16 protein-coding genes are annotated in these 14,969 nt (G+C 72.3%); 13 read left to right on the top strand and 3 right to left on the bottom strand.

All coding sequences use genetic code 11. From position 1 onward, the window contains the following. The first annotated feature begins 110 nt into the window (after positions 1–110). The 6 genes from ACODT5_RS27325 to ACODT5_RS27300 all read left to right on the top strand — a co-directional run bounded on the left by ACODT5_RS27325 (position 111) and on the right by ACODT5_RS27300 (position 5,490). Positions 111–893 carry a 2-keto-4-pentenoate hydratase gene (locus ACODT5_RS27325; RefSeq protein ID WP_422521858.1) on the top strand — a complete coding sequence of 261 codons (783 nt, stop codon included), beginning with the start codon at positions 111–113 and terminating at the stop codon, positions 891–893. A 1-nt stretch (position 894) separates the two neighbouring features. Next, entirely contained in the window at positions 895–1,836 is a 942-nt protein-coding gene (locus tag ACODT5_RS27320) for an acetaldehyde dehydrogenase (acetylating) (protein ID WP_422521857.1), read from the top strand. Beyond that, positions 1,833–2,879 carry a 4-hydroxy-2-oxovalerate aldolase gene (gene dmpG, locus ACODT5_RS27315; protein ID WP_422521856.1) on the top strand — a complete coding sequence of 349 codons (1,047 nt, stop codon included), beginning with the start codon at positions 1,833–1,835 and terminating at the stop codon, positions 2,877–2,879. Before ACODT5_RS27320 ends, dmpG begins: the two co-directional genes overlap by 4 nt. 88 nt (positions 2,880–2,967) lie before the next feature. Continuing rightward, the gene (locus tag ACODT5_RS27310; RefSeq protein WP_422521855.1) at positions 2,968–4,116 is read left to right on the top strand and encodes a 3-ketosteroid-9-alpha-monooxygenase, oxygenase component; all 1,149 of its coding nucleotides are present in this window, start codon (positions 2,968–2,970) and stop codon (positions 4,114–4,116) included. Continuing rightward, positions 4,116–4,346, top strand: a complete 231-nt coding sequence (locus ACODT5_RS27305; RefSeq protein ID WP_422521854.1) for a ferredoxin — start codon at positions 4,116–4,118, stop codon at positions 4,344–4,346. Before ACODT5_RS27310 ends, ACODT5_RS27305 begins: the two co-directional genes overlap by 1 nt. Then, the gene (locus ACODT5_RS27300) at positions 4,339–5,490 is read left to right on the top strand and encodes a 2Fe-2S iron-sulfur cluster-binding protein (protein ID WP_422521853.1); all 1,152 of its coding nucleotides are present in this window, start codon (positions 4,339–4,341) and stop codon (positions 5,488–5,490) included. The genes ACODT5_RS27305 and ACODT5_RS27300 overlap by 8 nt, the downstream gene beginning before the upstream one ends. 153 nt (positions 5,491–5,643) lie before the next feature. Here the strand turns inward: ACODT5_RS27300 and ACODT5_RS27295 are convergent, their stop codons facing one another. Next, on the bottom strand, positions 5,644–6,525 hold the full coding sequence (locus tag ACODT5_RS27295) for an IclR family transcriptional regulator (RefSeq protein ID WP_422521852.1): 882 nt from the start codon (positions 6,523–6,525) through the stop codon (positions 5,644–5,646). A gap of 256 nt (positions 6,526–6,781) precedes the next feature. Here ACODT5_RS27295 and hsaA point away from each other — a divergent pair, with 256 nt between their 5' ends. From hsaA to ACODT5_RS27270, 5 genes are read left to right on the top strand one after another with little or no spacing between them, the layout of a single operon-like run. After that, positions 6,782–7,951 carry a 3-hydroxy-9,10-secoandrosta-1,3,5(10)-triene-9,17-dione monooxygenase oxygenase subunit gene (hsaA, locus tag ACODT5_RS27290; protein WP_422521851.1) on the top strand — a complete coding sequence of 390 codons (1,170 nt, stop codon included), beginning with the start codon at positions 6,782–6,784 and terminating at the stop codon, positions 7,949–7,951. Then, positions 7,948–8,808: a 4,5:9,10-diseco-3-hydroxy-5,9,17-trioxoandrosta-1(10),2-diene-4-oate hydrolase gene (gene hsaD, locus ACODT5_RS27285; protein ID WP_422521850.1), complete on the top strand. Its 861-nt coding sequence runs from the start codon at positions 7,948–7,950 to the stop codon at positions 8,806–8,808. The genes hsaA and hsaD overlap by 4 nt, the downstream gene beginning before the upstream one ends. Positions 8,809–8,827: 19 nt before the next feature. Next, entirely contained in the window at positions 8,828–9,733 is a 906-nt protein-coding gene (locus ACODT5_RS27280) for a VOC family protein (RefSeq protein WP_422521849.1), read from the top strand. Next, entirely contained in the window at positions 9,721–10,248 is a 528-nt protein-coding gene (locus ACODT5_RS27275) for a flavin reductase family protein (protein ID WP_422521848.1), read from the top strand. Before ACODT5_RS27280 ends, ACODT5_RS27275 begins: the two co-directional genes overlap by 13 nt. Beyond that, positions 10,245–11,912: an FAD-dependent oxidoreductase gene (locus ACODT5_RS27270; RefSeq protein ID WP_422521847.1), complete on the top strand. Its 1,668-nt coding sequence runs from the start codon at positions 10,245–10,247 to the stop codon at positions 11,910–11,912. Before ACODT5_RS27275 ends, ACODT5_RS27270 begins: the two co-directional genes overlap by 4 nt. An 18-nt stretch (positions 11,913–11,930) precedes the next feature. Here the strand turns inward: ACODT5_RS27270 and ACODT5_RS27265 are convergent, their stop codons facing one another. Continuing rightward, positions 11,931–12,590, bottom strand: coding sequence for an HAD family acid phosphatase (locus ACODT5_RS27265; protein ID WP_422521846.1), 660 nt, complete (start codon positions 12,588–12,590; stop codon positions 11,931–11,933). 179 nt (positions 12,591–12,769) lie between these two features. Here ACODT5_RS27265 and ACODT5_RS27260 point away from each other — a divergent pair, with 179 nt between their 5' ends. After that, positions 12,770–12,976, top strand: a complete 207-nt coding sequence (locus ACODT5_RS27260) for a hypothetical protein (RefSeq protein WP_422521845.1) — start codon at positions 12,770–12,772, stop codon at positions 12,974–12,976. A gap of 47 nt (positions 12,977–13,023) precedes the next feature. Here the strand turns inward: ACODT5_RS27260 and ACODT5_RS27255 are convergent, their stop codons facing one another. Beyond that, positions 13,024–13,917 (bottom strand): hypothetical protein, encoded by an 894-nt coding sequence (locus ACODT5_RS27255; protein ID WP_422521844.1) that lies wholly within the window; start codon positions 13,915–13,917, stop codon positions 13,024–13,026. 143 nt (positions 13,918–14,060) lie between these two features. Between ACODT5_RS27255 and ACODT5_RS27250 the strand changes: the two genes are divergently transcribed. Next, on the top strand, positions 14,061–14,855 hold the full coding sequence (locus tag ACODT5_RS27250; RefSeq protein ID WP_422521843.1) for a serine protease: 795 nt from the start codon (positions 14,061–14,063) through the stop codon (positions 14,853–14,855). Positions 14,856–14,969 lie beyond the last annotated feature (114 nt).

Here is a 14,969-nt window from a genome sequence, read left to right as displayed (position 1 = left end):
TTTCCGGACCGGCCTTTCCCGGTGGCCGGGAAAACGCCCTCCCGGCGCCGGACGGGGGCCGTCTAGCCTCGCCGCACCGAACCCGCCCCCACCGCACGCAAGGACCGCACATGCTCTCGGACCGCCACCGGCTCCACGTCGCGCAGCAGCTGCGATCCGCCGAGCACGCGCGGACGCCCGTCGCACCGCTCGGCGCCCGCTTCCCCGGCATCGACACCGAGGACGCCTACGAGATCCAGCTCCTCAACATCCGCCACCGCCTCGCGGCCGGCGACCGCGTCACCGGGCACAAGGTCGGGCTGTCGTCCCCCGTCATGCAGGCCATGATGGGCGTCGACGAACCCGACTACGGGCACCTGCTGCACTCCATGGAGCTGCACGAGGACACCCCGGTCCCGGCAGCCGCGTACTGCGCGCCGCGCGTCGAGGTCGAGATCGGCTTCGTGCTCGGCGACGACCTCCCCGGCGAGGCCTGCACCGTCGCCGACGTACTGGCCGCCACCGAGCGGGTCGTTCCGGCCCTGGAACTCATCGACAGCCGGATCGCCGACTGGCGGATCGCCATCGCCGACACCATCGCCGACAACGCCTCCTCCGCCGGATACGTCATCGGCGAGGGCCGGGGCCCCCGCGAGCTGGACCTGAAGGCCGTCGACGCCACCCTGACCAGCGGATCCGACACCCTGGCGAGCGGCCGCAGCGACGCCGTGCTCGGCGATCCGGCCGCCTCCGTCGCCTGGCTGGCCCGCACCGTCGCCCGCTTCGGGGTCCAGCTCCGCAAGGGCCACCTGATCCTGCCCGGGTCCTGCACCCGCGCCGTGGACGTGGCCGCCGGGCGGACGTACACCGCCGACTTCACCGGGCTCGGCCCGGTGTCCCTCTCCTTCTCCTGAGGTGATCACGATCAGTACGAAGACGAACGGGCCCGCTAAGGCGAACGGGCCCGCGAAGGCGACCGCGGCCATCGTCGGCTCCGGGAACATCGGAACCGACCTGCTCTACAAGCTCCTGCGCTCCCCGCACATCGAACCCCGCTGGATGATCGGCGTGGACCCCGGCAGCGAGGGCCTGGCCCGCGCCCGCCGCGCCGGACTCGACGCCTCCCACGAGGGCGTGGACTGGCTGCTGGCCCAGGACGAGCTGCCGGACCTGGTCTTCGAGGCCACCTCCGCCTACGTGCACCGCTCCAACGCCCCGCGCTACGCCGAACTCGGCATCAAAGCCGTCGACCTGACCCCGGCCGCCGTCGGCCCCGCCGTCGTCCCGCCCGCGAACCTGACCGCCCACCTCGACCGTGCCAACGTCAACATGATCACCTGCGGCGGCCAGGCCACCATCCCCATGGTGTACGCCGTCTCCCGCGTGGTCCCCGTCGCCTACGCGGAGATCGTCGCCTCGGTGGCCTCCGTCTCGGCCGGCCCCGGCACCCGCGCCAACATCGACGAGTTCACCCGCACCACCTCCCGGGGCATCGAGGAGATCGGCGGCGCCGCCCGCGGCAAGGCCATCATCATCCTCAACCCCGCCGACCCGCCGGTGATCATGCGCGACACCGTCTTCTGCGCGATCCCGGCCGACGCGGACCGCGAGGCCATCGCGGCCTCCGTCAAGCAGGTCGCCGAGGACGTGGCCTCGTACGTACCCGGCTACCGGCTGCGCACCGAGCCGCAGTTCGACGACCCCTCCCCGCTCAACGGGGGCATGGCCCGGGTCGCGATCTTCCTGGAGGTGGAGGGCGCGGGCGACTACCTGCCGCCCTACGCCGGAAACCTCGACATCATGACCGCCGCCGCCACCAAGGTCGGCGAGGAGCTCGCGAAGGGGCTGCAGAAGTGACCACCTACTCGACCTACTCGGACACCCTCGACATCCGGATCACCGACTCCTCCCTGCGCGACGGTTCGCACGCCAAGCGGCACCAGTTCACGGGTGAGGACGTACGGTCCATCGTCTCCGCGCTCGACGGCGCGGGAGTCCCCGTCATCGAGGTCACGCACGGGGACGGACTCGGCGGGTCCTCCTTCAACTACGGCTTCTCGAAGACCCCCGAGCAGGAACTCATCAAGATCGCAGCCGATACGGCGCGCCACGCGAAGATCGCCTTCCTGATGCTTCCGGGGCTCGGCGTGAAGGACGACATCCGCGCCGCCCACGGCAACGGCGGACAGATCTGCCGGATCGCCACCCACTGCACCGAGGCGGACATCTCCGTCCAGCACTTCGGGCTCGCCCGCGAGATGGGCCTGGAAACCGTCGGCTTCCTGATGATGGCCCACTCCACCACCCCCGAGAACCTGGCCCGCCAGGCCCGGATCATGGCCGACGCCGGCTGCCAGTGCGTGTACGTGGTCGACTCCGCGGGCGCCATGGTCATGGACGAGGTCACCGACCGGGTCGCCGCGCTAGTCGCCGAGCTGGGCCCCGACGCCCAGGTCGGTTTCCACGGGCACGAGAACCTCGGCCTGGGCGTGGGCAATTCGGTCGCCGCCGTCCGCGCGGGCGCGCTCCAGATCGACGGTTCCACCCGGCGCCTCGGCGCGGGCGCCGGGAACACGCCCGTCGAGGCCTTCGCCGCCGTCTGCCGGAAGATGGGCATCCGTACCGGCATCGACGTCCTGAAGATCATCGACGCGGCCGAGGACGTGGTCCGCCCCGTCATGGAAGACGAGTGCACCCTCGACCGCATGGCCCTGCTCATGGGCCACGCCGGCGTCTACTCCAGCTTCCTCAAGCACGCCTACCGGCAGGCCGAGCGCTACGGGGTCTCCGGCGCGCAGATCCTGCTGCGCGCGGGCGAACGCCGCCTCGTCGGCGGCCAGGAGGACCAGCTCATCGACATCGCGCTCGAACTTGCCAATTCCAGCCCCGCCGGCGTTTGAGGCGCGGGGTCTGGGGCGGAGCCCCAGGACACGGCGGCCCGCCCGACCACGAACCGAACCACACCACAACGAAGTGGAGGGCCATCCCATGGCCGAAACGACCGCAGCCGACGAAGCACCCCGTGTCATCGAAGCCGCCCCCACGCCGACCCGCTTCGCCCGGGGCTGGCACTGCCTGGGACTCGCCGCCACGTTCCGGGACGGAACCCCGCACGAGATCGAGGCCTTCGGCACGAAACTCGTCGTCTTCCAGGGCGCCGGGAGCGGCGAGCTGAGCGTCCTGAACGCCTACTGCCCCCACATGGGCGGCAACCTCGCCCACGGCACCGTCAAGGGCGACGCCATCGCCTGCCCCTTCCACGACTGGCGCTGGTCCGCAGACGGCCGCTGCGCCGCCATCCCCTACGCCCGCCGCGTCCCGCCCCGCGCCAGGACCCGCGCCTGGACCTCACTGGAACGCAGCGGCCAGCTCTACGTCTGGCACGACCCGGAGGGCAACCCGCCGCCGCCCGAGGTCACGATCCCCGTCATCGAGGGCGTCGGCGACCCCGAGTGGAGCGACTGGAGCTGGAACTTCCTGCGCGTCGAGAACTCCAACTGCCGGGAGATCGTCGACAACGTCGTCGACATGGCGCACTTCTACTACGTGCACTACGCCTTCCCGCACTACTTCAAGAACGTCTTCGACGGCCACGTCGCCACCCAGTACATGGAGTCCACCCCGCGCGGCGACGTGGACCTCGGCACCCTCTCCACCGGCGGCGGCCTGCGCTCCGACGCCTCGTACTACGGCCCCTCCTACATGATCGACAAGCTGTGGAGCGACATCGGCGGCGGCGTCGAACTCGAATCGGTCCTCATCAACTGCCATTACCCGATCGACGAGAACAGCTTCATGCTCATGTACGGGACCATCGTCAAGAAGCTCCCCGGCATGACCGACGAGCAGGCCGCCGACGCCGCCCGCCTCACCTCCGAGGGCCTGGCCGTCGGCTTCGAGCAGGACGTCGAGATCTGGAAGAACAAGACCCGCATCGACAACCCCCTCCTCACCGAGGAGGACGGCCCCGTCTACCAGCTCCGCCGCTGGTACGAGCAGTTCTACGTGGACGCCGCCGACGTCAAGGACGAGATGGTCCGCCGCTTCGAGTTCGAGATCGACACCGCCCGCGCCACCGCCGCCTGGAAGGCCGAGGTCGCCGAGAACCTCGCCCGCCGCGCGGCCGGGACCCCGTGATGACCCCCGTGGTGTGCGGGGAGTGCGCCGCCGTGGCGCTGTGCGAGAAGTTCAGCCCCGCCCACACCCAGGTCCAGTGGACCGAGGAGGCGGCCGTGGCCTGCCCGCGCATCGCCGCCGAGACCGGGACGGGCCGCCCCAGCGGCCGCGTCCGCTCCTGCGAGGCCCTGCGCGCGGGCATCGAGGCCGCCGTCCTGGCGGGCCGCCTGGAGGTGCCGGCCGATGTCTGACCTCGACGGCCGTACGAAGTCCCGCGCCGCGGGGGTGCCCGGCCCCGCGGCGGCTGCCGCCCGGGGCGGAGCCGGAGGCAGGCTGCTGGTCCGCGTCACGGACCGGATCCAGGAGACCCCCGAGGCGGTCTCCCTCGTACTCGACGCGGAACTCCCGTACCGCCCCGGACAGTTCCTCACCGTCCGGGTTCCCTCGTCGAGCGGTGCGGGCGCCGAGGCCCGCTGCTACTCCCTGGCCGGCTCCCCGCACGCCGGGGACCCGCTGCGCATCACCGTCAAACGGGTCCCCGGCGGCCTCGGCTCCGGCTGGCTGTGCCAGGACGTGGGCATCGGCGACGAGCTGGAGATCCTGCCCCCCGCCGGCACCTTCACCCCGCCCGACCTGGGCCGGGACCTGCTGCTGGTGGCGGGCGGCAGCGGGATCACCCCGGTGCTGTCGGTCGCGAAGTCGGCGCTCCTGGCCGGCCGGGGCCACGTCGCCCTGGTGTACGCCAACCGCGACCCCGGCTCGGTGATCTTCCGCGACGAGCTGTGGGGGCTCGCCGAGGAACACCCCGGGCGGCTCACCGTCGTGCACTGGCTGGAGACCCTCCAGGGACTGCCGACCGCCCCGCAGCTGGGCCCGCTCGTGGCCCCGTACGCGAACCGCGAGACCTATCTGTGCGGGCCGGCTCCGCTGATGGACGCGGCGGAGACGGCGGTGCGTGCCTCGGGCGGCCGGGGCCGGGCGATCCACCGGGAGCGGTACTTCTCCCTGAGCGGGGACGTCTTCGCCCCGGCGGTGGCGGCCCCGGCCACGGGCGCCGGGAGCGCGGCTCCGCCGGCCGGCGCTGCTGGGGACGGGCAGGACACGCCCTCCTCCGGCGGCGGCGCGACCGCCGAGGTCGAGTTCGAGGGGGTCGTGCACACCATCGCCTGGGGACGGCAGACCCCACTGCTGACCGCGCTGCTCGCCGCGGGCGTCCCCGCCCCGTACTCCTGCCGCGAAGGCGCTTGCAGCGCCTGCTGCTGCCGAGTGCTGGAGGGCGGGGTCACGATGGTCCGCAACGAGGTCCTGGCCCCCGAGGACCTCGCCGACGGCTACGTCCTGGCCTGCCAGGCCCTGCCGCTCGGCGACCGCGTCCGCATCAGCTACGACGGCTGAACGGCCCCGCCGGACGGGTCCGGAGAACGGACCCGGCGAACGGCTCCGGAGGCCCCGACGGCGAACGACCCCGCCGAACGACCGCGGGCCCGGCCCCCTGGCGAGGGGTCGGGCCCGAAATCGTTCACTCGTGCGTTGGGGTACCACTACCCACTACATCCACTCGCTGAACCGCAGCCACCCCATCATGTTGTCCATCGCCTGCGCCGAGACCGCCGGCTCCAGGTCCCGCGCCGGCGCTGCCGCGGCCCGCCCCGGCCGGCCCGGCCCGTACAGCTCCCGCCACACCGACCGCGCGCAGGCCAGTACCGCCGGCGCGAGGCGGGCCGTCTCCCGGTCGCCCCGGCAGGAGGACACCGACACGGCGGCCACGGCCCGCCCGGCACCCCGCAGCGGCGCGGCCACGCAGGAGATGCCCCGGAAGCTCTCCTCCCGGTCGTACGCCACCCCGCGCTCGCGGACCGCCGCCAGCTCCGAACGCAGCGCGAGCGGCCGGATCAGGGTGCGCGCGGTGCGCGGGCGCAGCCCCTGCGCGAGGACGTGTTCCACCGCGGCGGGATCGCTGAACGCGAGGATCGCCTTGCCGGCGGCCGTGCAGTACGCCGGCATCCGGCCGCCGACCCGCGAGGGCACCGTGGTGGCCTCCGAACCGCCGATCCGCTCCAGGCACACCACCTCGGCCCCGTCGAGCACCGACAGGTGCACCACCCGGCCCGTCTGCTCGTGCAGCGCGTGCAGCAGTGGCAGCGCGGCCCGGCGCAGCCGGTTGTGGTGGGAGGCGAGCGCGCCCAGCTCCAGCATGCGCATGCCCATGCGGTAGTCCCGGCCCTCCCGGTCCAGCCAGCGCAACTGCACCAGCTGGTCGAGGATCCGGTGGGCGGAAGAACGTGGGATTCCGGAGCGGCGCACGACCTCGGTGAGCGACAGCCGCGGCTGTGGACCCTCGAAGGCGCCCAGCACCTTCGCGGCCTTCTCCAGCAGCGAAAGCGGTGCGAGCTCGGTCTCCACGACCTGCTCCATGAACTGGTCAAGCACGAGAAAACCCCCTGCGTGAGGCGTTGGGGCGACCCTGCCACGCGCCCCCGGCCGGAGGGAAGCACCCGGAGGGGTGTATTTCATTCAGTAATACTTCAAGTAGTCGTTTCGGCGAGTTCTTAGGTACTTCCGAGGGACTTCGGAGGAGCTTCCCGCTCAGCGGGAACAGCTCGTTCCCGCGCCCGGACCACCCGGCGTACGTTCCTCGCCATCGATCCCGAACACCTGAAGATCCTTGATCTGAGAAGGGGACACCATGAGTGACGAAGAGGTCCTCGCAGCGGTCCGCGCCCTCGCCCCCGCCCTCCGCGAGCGCAGCGCGGAGGCCGAAAACCTGCGCAAGGTCCCCGAGGCGAGCATCAAGGAACTCGCCGCCACCGGCTTCTTCCGGCTGCTCCAGCCCAAGGCCCACGGCGGCTACGCCGCCGACCCCGCCGTCTTCTACGCCGCCGTCAAGGACATAGCCAAGGCCTGCGGCTCCACCGGCTGGGTCGCCTCCGTCGTCGGCGTCCACCCCTGGCACGTCGCCCTCTACGACCCCCGCGCCCAGGAAGAGGTCTGGGGCCAGGACCGCGACACGCGGATCTGCTCCTCCTACGCCCCCACCGGCAAGGTCACCCCCGTCGACGGAGGCTTCACCCTCTCCGGCCGCTGGCACTTCTCCTCCGGCTGCGACCACGCCGACTGGGCCCTGCTCGGCGGACTCGTCACCGACGCCGAAGGCCGCCCCGTCGACATGCGGACCTTCCTGATCCCGCGCTCGCAGTACCGCATCGACGAGGTCTGGGACACCGTCGGCCTGCGCGGCTCCGGCTCCAACGACATCGTCGTCGAAGAGGTGTTCGTCCCCGAACACCGCGCGCTGAGCTTCGGCCCCGTCACCGCCCTCCAGGTACCCGGCCACCGCCTCAACCCCGAGCCGCTCTACCGGCTCCCGTACGCCTCCGTCTTCACCACCACCATCTCCACCCCCATCGTCGGCATCGCCGAAGGCGCCTACGAGGACTACGTCGCCGCGACCCGCGACCGCTTCCGCATCTCCTACGGCCAGCAGGTCGCCGAAGACCCCTTCGCCCAGGTCCGCATCGCCCGCGCCGCCAGCGACATCGACGCCTCCTGGCTCCAGCTCCAGCGCAACATCTCCGAGCTCTACGCCCTCGCCGAACGCGGCGAGGAACTCCCCACGCCGCTGCGCACCCGGGCCCGCCGCGACCAGGTCCTCGCCACCGAGCGCTGCGTCGCCGCCGTCGACCTCCTCATGGAGAACGCGGGCGGCAGCGCCATGCGCACCGGCCCCCACCCCGTCCAGCGCGCCTGGCGCGACGTCCACACCGGCCGCGGCCACGCCGCCAACGACCCGGAGCGGGCCCTGGTCCTGTTCGGGCAGGGCGCGCTCGGCCTCGACATCCAGGACACGATGCTATGAGCGCGCAGGGATTCACGTACGAGAACACCTCCCGCACCGCCAAGGCCGGCGCCCTGAACCTGCACTACCACGAGGCCGGCGCGCCCGGCGCACCCGTCGTGATCATGTTGCACGGCGGCGGGCCCGGCGCCTCCGGCTGGTCCAACTTTGGCGGCAACCTGCCCCACTTCGCCGAACGCTTCCGCACCCTGCTCGTCGACCAGCCCTGCTACGGCCGCTCCGACAAGCCGGAACCCGACCGCGACTACTTCGGTTTCAGCGCCGACGCCGTCCTCGCCCTCATGGACGAACTCGGCATCGAGCGGGCGCACTTCATCGGCAACTCCCTCGGCGGAGGCGCCGCCACCCGGCTCGTCCTGGACCACCCCGAACGCGTCGGCAAGCTCCTCCTCATGGGCCCCGGCGGGATCTCGCTCAACCTGTTCTCCGCCGACCCCACCGAAGGCATCAAGCGGCTCTTCGAGTTCAGCCTCGCCCCCGAGCCCACCCGCGAGCAGATGCGGACCTTCCTCACCACCCTCGCCCACGACCCGGCGATCGTCACCGACGCCCTCGTCGAGGAGCGCTACGCCCAGGCGATCGACCCCGAAGCCAGGCTCGGCAACGCCCGGATGGGCGCCTCCTTCGCCAAGTGGCCCGAGGCCGCGATGCTCTGGCGCGAAGCGCACCGCATCAGCCGGCCCGTCCTGCTGACCTGGGGCCGCGAGGACCGCGTCAACCCGGTCGACGGCGCCTTCCTCGCGCTGAAGACCATCCCCGACGCCCGGCTGCACGTCTTCCCGCACTGCGGGCACTGGGCGCAGACCGAGGCCGCCGACGAGTTCAACCGCCTCGCCACCGACTTCTTCCTCCACTGATCCCACCGAGGAGTTCCCCATGGACATCCGCGCACTCGGCTACCTCCGCATCGAGACCGCCGACCTCGCCGCCTGGCGCACCTACGTCCTCGACATCCTCGGCATGGCCGAAGCCGCCGGCACCACGGACACCCGTCTGGGCATCCGCATCGACGACCGCACGCACCGCTTCCAGTTCGTCGCCGGCGCCCAGGACCGCCTCCTCGCCGCCGGCTTCGAAGTGGCGAACGCCCGCGCCCTCGAAGACGCCGCCGCCGAACTGGAGGCCGCCGGACACCCCGTCAAGCAGGGCGACGCCGAGACCCTCGCCGACCGCCGCGTGCAGGGCCTGATCCACTGCGAGGACCCCAGCGGCAACCCCCTGGAGATCTACTGGGGCCAGGCCCAGGACCACACCCCGCTCGCGGCCCGGTACGGCAGCCGCTTCGTCACCGGCGGCCGCGAGGGGAACCTCGGCCTCGGCCACGTCGTCCTGCCCGCCGCCGACACCGAGGCCACCCTCGACTTCTACGAGAACCTCCTCGGCTTCCAGCTGCGCGACTCGATGCGGCTGCCCCCGGTCGCCGTCCCCACCGGCAAGCCCGGCCAGGACTTCTACTGGATGCACTTCCTCAGCCCCAACCGCCGCCACCACAGCCTCGGGCTCTACCCCGGCGCGCTGCCGCCCGGCATCGTCCACTTCATGGTCGAGCTGGAGACCCTCGACGACGTCGGCTACTGCCTCGACCGCATGAACAAGGCGGGCATCCCCATCGCCTCCACCCTCGGCCGGCACTCCAACGACCACATGGTCTCCTTCTACGCCCAGGCCCCCGGCGGCTTCCAGGTCGAGTACGGCTGGGACGGCCTCCTCGTCGACCCCGCCACCTGGACCGCGAAGGAGATCACCGCGGACAGCTTCTGGGGCCACCAGTGGAACGGCTGACCGCGACCCCGGCCGGCGCGGGCGACCCCGGAACTCCGGTCGACCCGGCCCTGTTCCGCGAGGTCCTCGGCGCCTTCGCCTCCGGTATCACCGTCGTCGCGGCCGTCGCGGACGACGGCCGCCCGGCCGGCCTGGCCTGCCAGTCCTTCGCCTCCCTCTCCCTCGACCCGCCGCTGGTCCTGCTCTGCGTCGGCAAGGGCTCCTCCAGCTGGCCCAGGGTCCGGGCCGCCGGCCGCTTCGGCGTCAGCATCCTCGCCGAGGAGCAGCGCGCCGTGTGCGAGGCGCTCGGCCGCCGCGGCGAGGACAAGTTCGCCGGCGTCGACTGGGAACGCTCCGCCCGCGGAGCCGTCCGCATCACCGGCGCCCTCGCCACCGTCGACTGCGCCCTCGAAGAGGTCCACGAGGCGGGCGACCACTACCTCGTCACCGCCCGGGTCCTCGAACTGAACGCCCGGGACGGCGGATCACCCCTGCTGTACTACCGCAGCGACTACGCCACGGGAGCCTTCGGATGACCACCGAGCACCTCACCGAATACGCCTACGACGTGGTGGTCGTCGGCTCCGGCGCCGCCGGATTCGCCGCCGCCGTCACCGCCCGACTGCGGGGCCTGAGCGTCCTCGTCGTGGAGAAGACCGACCGCTACGGGGGTTCCACCGCCCTGTCCGGCGGCGCGATCTGGGTCCCCGGCAACTTCCACCTCGACCGCGCCGGCCTCGCCGACACCCGAGAGAAGGCCCGCGCCTACCTCGACGCCACCGTCGGCGACCGGGTCCCGGCCGCCCGCAAGGACGCGTACCTCACCCACGGGCCGCGCATGGTCCGGGAGTTCCACGACCGCACCGAGATCCGCTTCATGTACACCCCCGGCTACTCGGACTACTTCCCCGAGGCCCAGGGCGGCATGGCGCAGGGCCGGTCCATCGAGCCGTGCATCGTGGACTTCAAACGGCTCGGGGAGCTCGGCGCCTCCATGCGCCGGGCCGGACTGCCCACGTACGGGCTGACCATGACCTCGTACGACTTCCGCTTCCTGAACATGGTCAGCCGGACCTGGGCGGGCAAGAAGACCTCCGTCAAGGTGGGCCTGCGCGCGGTCAAGGCCCTGGCCACCCGCCGCAAACTGCTCTCCCTCGGCGAGGCGCTCGTCGCCCGCATGCGGCTCTCCCTGGACGCGCTCGGCGGCGAACTGTGGCTGTCGGCGCCCCTGACCGGCCTGGTCACCGACCCGGCCGGCCGGGTGACGGGCGTACGGATCCTGCGCGCCGGGCGCGAGGTGACCGTAGCGGCGCGGGGCGGGGTGGTGCTGGCCTCGGGCGGGTTCTCGCACGACCAGGCCCTGCGCGAGAAGCACCTGCCCGCGCCCACGTCCACGGTCTGGACGCACTCCTCGGAGGGGCAGACCGGCGACGCCCTGAAGCTCGGTGAGGAACTGGGGGCCGCCACCGATCTGCTGGACAAGGTCTGGGGCGCCCCGTCGGTGTGCCCGCCGGGGGAGAAGCCCTTCTTCCTCGTCGCCGACCGGGGCATCCCCGGGATGGTCATCGTCAACGAGGCGGGGGAGCGCTACGCCAACGAGGCCCTGCCGTACCACGCGTTCGTGGACCGGATGTACGCCGCCGACCGGCCGGGCGCCGGCACGGTGCCGTCCTGGCTGATCCTGGACGCCCGCTCCAAGGCCCGGTACATCTTCGCCGGACTCTTCCCCGGACAGCCCTTTCCCAAGAAGTGGCTGGACAGCGGCTTCCTGAAGAAGGCCGACACCGTGGAGGAACTGGCCCGGCAGATCTCCGCCCCCGCCCTGCCCGCCGCGATCAGCCGCTTCAACTCCTTCGCGGAGGTGGGCACCGACAAGGACTTCGGGCGGGGCGAGAGCGTCTACGACCGCTACTACGGCGACCCGACGCTGCCCAACCCGAACCTGGCGCCGATCGAGAAGGGCCCCTTCTACGCGGTCCCCGTGCACCCGGGGGACATCGGCACCAAGGGCGGCCTCGTCACGGACACCGACGGCCGGGTGCTGCGCGAGGACTCCACGCCGATCCCGGGGCTCTACGCCTCCGGAAACTGCTCGGCGGCGGTGATGGGGGAGACCTACCCCGGACCGGGCGCGACGATCGGCCCCGCGATGGCCTTCGGCTGGGCCGCCGTCAACGCGATCGCCGCCGGGCTGGAGTAGGCCGCGGCCCGGCCCGGGCTAGGAGAGCTTGCCGCCGTAGTCCGGGAGCTTGACGGTGCGCTCGGCGTGGCCGCCGACCAGGTCGCTCTGGTTGTTGCCGATGTTGGCGATGATCGTGTAGCCGCGCGCCTCGATCTCCGCCCGCTTGGCCGTCTTGTAGGCGCTGACCTCGCCGAACAGGGCGGGCAGGTCGCGGACGTAGAGGCCCGAGACCGGATAGCCGACCGCCTTGAGGTTGCGCTCCGTGAGGGAGTAGATGATCCCCGGGCGGGCGGTGACGAAGAAGATGGCGACCCCGCGGTCGTTCGCGTACCGGGTCAGGTCGCGGACCTGGGCGATCGCGGGGGTCGGGAACGTCCAGAACCAGTGGAAGTCCGTCTCCAGCGAGGAGTTGTCGATGTCGAGGACGATCGCCGGCTTCTCACCGGCCGGCGAAGCGGCGATGCGCTGCTCGATCCCGGGGCGGGCCGCGTCGACGACGGCGGACACGTCGCGCTGCCAGGTGGCGTAGTCGATGCCCAGGATCGCCGCGTTGCCGCCGGGTGCGGAGGCGGTGACGGTGCTGACGGCCGAGGGGGCCGCGGGGGCCGCCTGGGCGGAGGCGGCGGGAACCAGGGCCAGTACGGCTGCTGCTACGGCCACGGCGGCGGCAGTGGCACGGGTGCGGGTGCTGCGCATGGGGGACGCTCCTCGATCACGTGTTGACATGTACGTGACCAGGCTGGAGATCGCCCGCCCCCATGTCTACTGGCTGGTAAGTAACTTTTCATGGCCGCCCGGTGAACCTCCGTCACGCGGTCCGCGGGTCGTCGGCGGAGGGAGGTGTTCCGTCCTTGGGGGCCGGGCAGGGCGCCCGTATGAGTGAAGGTGTCATCGCCCTGATCGTCGTGTCCGGGACCATCGTCGCCTGGGGCGTGGTGTACTTCGCGGCCCACCGCTCGATCTATGGCGGCAGTCACTCGACGGCCACCCGCAGGAGCAGCGGCGACAGCGGGGGCGGTGACGCGGGCTGCGGCGGGGGAGCCGGCTGCGGCGGTGACTCCGGGGGCTGTGGCGGCGACTGACCGCGCGGGCGCCGCACTCCGTGCCGTGCGGGGCGGCGGCCGGCCGCTCAGGTGACGCAGTCCAGCACCGCGCGGCACAGCCCGCAGCGGGCCCGCAGCGGCCCGCGGCCCGCCGGTAGCCGCAGCCGCTGTCCGCACACCGGGCACGGGAAGCTCACCCGCAGGCCGCCCGCGTGCTCCTCGAAGCCGTACGAAGCCCCGGGCGGGGCGGCCCCGCTCCGGCGGGCCGCCGCGTACCGGAGGCGCTCCGGCCGGCCCGCGGCCGCGAGGGGGGCCCGGCGCAGGTCCCGGTCGGCCAGGGCGCGGCCGCGCACGTACGCCTCGTAGGCCCGCGGACTGGTGAACCACGCGGAGAGGTCCTCGCCGCCGAGGAACCGGCCGCGTCTGGCGAGGACGTAGCCGAACTCCTCCGGGGTGAGGTAGCCGAGCTTCTGGTGGCTCAGCTCGTCCTCCCGGTAGGCGTCGAGCAGCAGCCAGCCGGCGCCCAGGTAGGCGGCCGCGGTGTCGGTGAGGATCTCGTTGCCCAGGGTCGTGGGGAAGCGCAGGTCCAGGCGGTGCAGCAGTACGTGCGTGACCTCGTGGGCGAGGGCGGCCGCCAGATCGCGGCGGTGGACGCGGAAGCGGTCGTTGACCTCGACGAAGTACTCGGGCCCGGCGGCCAGTTCCACGGTCGCCGCCTCCTCCATCGCCCGGAAGGCCACGATCAGGCGCGCCTCGGGGAGCTGCAGCGCGCGGACCATCGCGGAAGCCACCCGATGGGCGCCGAGGTGCAGGTCCTCGGAGGCGGGGAAGGCCGCGTCGGCGGGGGCGAAGGCGGTGTCGTAGGCGCGGATCCCGTCGGTGGACAGCCGCCGGAACAGCGCGGTGACCGCCGCGCGGACCGTCTCCAGATGAGGAAATCCGTGCTCGATCGGGCTGCTGAGCCGCCCGTTGTGCGTCATCGGGCACCTCCGGCCGGAAGTTGTCCGAAAACGCGTTCTTGAAGCCCTCCGTGCGAGAGGTGTGTCATGTCCTCGTCATCCATGCGCCCTTTCCCACCCGTCATGGAGCGACGCGCACGGCCCAACCCCCCACGAAAGGCAGTGTGTCGACTGTGTCCAGCCTCACCACCACCCTCAAGCGCATCCTTGCCGCCGGAGCGGTGACTCTCGCGGCCATCAGCCTCCAGCCCGGCTCCGCCACCGCCGCCCCGGTCCCCGCCCCGGCCCCCGTGGTCGGCGGAACCCTCGCCGCCCAGGGCGAATTCCCCTTCATGGTCCGGCTCTCCATGGGCTGCGGCGGCGCCCTCTACACCCAGCAGATCGTGCTCACCGCCGCCCACTGCGTCGGCAGCTCCGGCAACAACACCACCATCACCGCCACCGCCGGAGTCGTCGACCTGAACAGCTCCAGCGCCATCAAGGTCAAGTCCACCAAGGTGCTCCGGGCCCCCGGCTACAACGGCACGGGCAAGGACTGGGCGCTGATCAAGCTCGCCAAGCCCATCAACCTCCCCACCCTCAAGATCGCCGACACCAAGGCCTACGACAACGGCACCTTCACCGTCGCCGGCTGGGGCGCCACCCGGGAGGGCGGGGGCCAGCAGCGCTACCTCCGCAAGGCCACCGTCCCCTTCGTCTCCGACGCCTCCTGCCAGGCCTCCTACGGCAGCTCCCTCGTGCCCGCCGAGGAGATCTGCGCCGGATTCGACGCGGGCGGCGTCGACACCTGCCAGGGCGACTCCGGCGGCCCCATGTTCCGCCGCGACAACGCCAACGCCTGGATCCAGGTCGGCATAGTCAGCTGGGGCGAGGGCTGCGCACGCCCCGACTACCCCGGCGTCTACACGGAGGTCTCCACCTTCGCGGCGGCGATCAAGAGCGCGGCCGCCGCGCTCTGACCGCCGTTCGGTGCCGCTGCCCTGACCCTCGCCATCCTCGCCACCCTCCTCCTCCCGGCCCATCCGACAGGGGCCGGAAGAATGAGGCGCGATGCCCCACATGTCCGTAAGGTC

It is taken from the genome of Streptomyces tatrensis (assembly GCF_049310065.1).
Taxonomy (GTDB): domain Bacteria; phylum Actinomycetota; class Actinomycetes; order Streptomycetales; family Streptomycetaceae; genus Streptomyces.
This window is presented reverse-complemented; position numbering and strand designations above follow the sequence as displayed.